The sequence below is a fragment of the Actinoplanes sp. NPDC051633 genome, from assembly GCF_040681735.1.
Taxonomy (GTDB): domain Bacteria; phylum Actinomycetota; class Actinomycetes; order Mycobacteriales; family Micromonosporaceae; genus Actinoplanes.
Genome location: NZ_JBFAZH010001224.1, coordinates 1 through 2,250, shown reverse-complemented (window position 1 = coordinate 2,250; position 2,250 = coordinate 1). Strand labels below are relative to the sequence as shown.

Annotated in this window: 1 protein-coding gene and 3 tRNA genes; 3 read left to right on the top strand and 1 reads right to left on the bottom strand. The window is 68.4% G+C overall.

What is annotated here, in order from left to right:
* On the bottom strand, nucleotides 1–1,157 hold a 1,157-nt coding region (locus AB0M20_RS39300; protein ID WP_364306116.1), incomplete at its 3' end, for a GNAT family N-acetyltransferase.
* Between the two features lie 130 nt (nucleotides 1,158–1,287).
* Between AB0M20_RS39300 and AB0M20_RS39295 the strand changes: the two genes are divergently transcribed.
* The 3 genes from AB0M20_RS39295 (at nucleotide 1,288) to AB0M20_RS39285 (ending at nucleotide 1,569) form a co-directional block, all read left to right on the top strand.
* Nucleotides 1,288–1,360 (top strand) — tRNA-Gly (locus tag AB0M20_RS39295).
* Between the two features lie 37 nt (nucleotides 1,361–1,397).
* Nucleotides 1,398–1,468 (top strand) — tRNA-Cys (locus AB0M20_RS39290).
* Nucleotides 1,469–1,497: 29 nt separating this feature from the next.
* A tRNA-Val gene (locus AB0M20_RS39285) sits at nucleotides 1,498–1,569 on the top strand.
* The last annotated feature ends 681 nt before the right edge of the window (nucleotides 1,570–2,250 follow it).

Below are 2,250 nucleotides of genomic sequence, written 5' to 3'. Positions count from 1 at the left end.
TAGGGCATCGCCGGCGGGAACAACGAACGCAGCGGCGCCACGGCGGCCGCGTCGATCTCGCCGAGCCCGCGGGTGATCACGTCCACCGGGTCGAGGACGCCGTAGACCAGCCCGCTGAACCCGGCCGCCGTCAACCTCGCGCCCGGATCGGTCCCCTTCTCGACGCGTAGCACGCCATCGTCGCTCACCAGGCCGTACGCCCCGTTGATCAAGGTGTCGCCGACCACCTCGACGGTTGCCGCGCCCGTTCCCACGTGCAGCCCGTCGAGCCCGCCCACGTCCAGGACCCGTGCCATCGGCGCGCAGCGGTCCGGCTGCTCCACGCGGGCGGTCGTGGTGACCTGCAGATCGGTGCCCCACAGCTCGGGCACCTCATCCGGCCCGACGGTCAGCGAGACCGTGCGGACCTGGTCGACATGCCGCGCGAGAAACCGCAGCAGCAGCGCACGCCCGAGCGGCCCCGTGGTGAGCAGGTGCTGCCCGCGCAGCTCACCCCCGAAGCCACCGTTGATCTCGTACGCGAGCGCGCCCACGGTCTCCTGACGCTCGTCGGTGGCCAGCGCGACCCAGGAGTTCTGCTCCCGCCACTCCGCGCTCCGCACCGCGTCGAAGACCGCGAAGCCGTGCCGCTCGGCGTGGACGCGGCGCAGGAACGCGTCGTACTCGTCGAACGCCTCCGGCATCCGCACAAACCGCACCTCACCCGGGAGGTCGCCGCCCGGCAGACCCGCCGGGTCGAGCTCCACCCGCCGAGCCTGGGGGAGACCGACGAAGCCGAAGCGCGCGTAGAACGAGGGCCGGAACGGCCACAGCACACTCGTGGCCTGACCAGCCTCGCGCCCCTTGCGCAGCAGCTCGGTCATGAGCTCCCGCACGAACCCACGCCGGCGGTAGGCCGGATCCGAGGCGACGGAGGCGACCCCGGACATGTCGAGCAGCTTCCCGCGAACGTTCTGCCGCATCGGCCACGCGGCGGCGCAGGCCCGCGCCGCGCCGTCCTCCTCCGCGATGAGATTCAGGCAGGTCTCGAAGAAGGGCACCCGGGTCAGATAGTGCTCCCGCATGGCGGCCGGGTCGCCGGTGGGCTCGAAGGCGTACGCCTGCAGGGCAAACATGGTGTCGACACGCTCAGCTGCGCTGACCTGACGGATCTTCATGCGGTCATGGTGCCCGCCGACGCCCGGAATGGCTCATTAGTTTCGACGCGCCAGGGGCACCCCGGTTTGGCAAGGCGTCGGGGGACCAAGTACAGTTCCTATCCGTCACCGGGGAACAGCTCGGGGGCAAGCGGACGTAGCGCAGCTGGTAGCGCATCACCTTGCCAAGGTGAGGGTCGCGGGTTCGAATCCCGTCGTCCGCTCGGAGTGGCCGCCACAGGTTACGTGCGGGGCCGGCTCGGTGGAGTGGCCGAGAGGCGAGGCAACGGCCTGCAAAGCCGTCTACACGGGTTCAAATCCCGTCTCCACCTCGGCAAGACCCTTTAGAGTTTTCGAAGACGGGCGATTGGCGCAGCGGGAGCGCGCTTCCTTGACACGGAAGAGGTCACTGGTTCGATCCCAGTATCGCCCACTCTACTGATTCCGGGGGCGACCCCCGGAGACCCCACGTTGCGATGGCCGCTCTTCCCGGAGCGGTCTTTCTTTTGTTTGGGTCTTGGTTGTCATGCGTGGCCCAGGTGGGAGATTCGGCTCGGCGGCCGTGTCTGGGGCCGTCATCGGACGAGCGACGATCGGGTTGCCGAGGCGTTCAGTCGGATGTACCGACTGGCGACACCGCCACCGAACCCGAGCCCGGCCGTAGCGGTCTGGTCCGGCCCGGCTGCGTCAGCCAGAGCGCCGGCGGTGCTGCCGCCGCGACGTGTACTCAGCCGTCGGCGGGCCGGATCCACGATGTGTACTCCTCTGAGCACTACAGCTGGTCGTCGGCCATGCGGGCGGTTACCCGATCCTCAATCTCCCCGACTTGGTCGTCCTGGTTCAGCTTCTCGAGATCGGATGTGCGGCTGCGGTCGTCGCTCTCGCCGTGCCGCAGTCGTCAGACCCGCGCGCAGCGGATACCGCTGTACCAGTGCGTGAAACTCGACGATCACCTGACAACAGATGTCAGGTACCCGGCCCTAATGTTCCGGCATGGCGAACAGCTTCGATTTCTTTGTTGTCGGCGCTCACGGAATTCCCCACCTGTAGGGGTCTGACGCTCACGTAATTCCCCACCCCGGTCGCTCACGTAATTCCCCACCCTGCTGGTGGG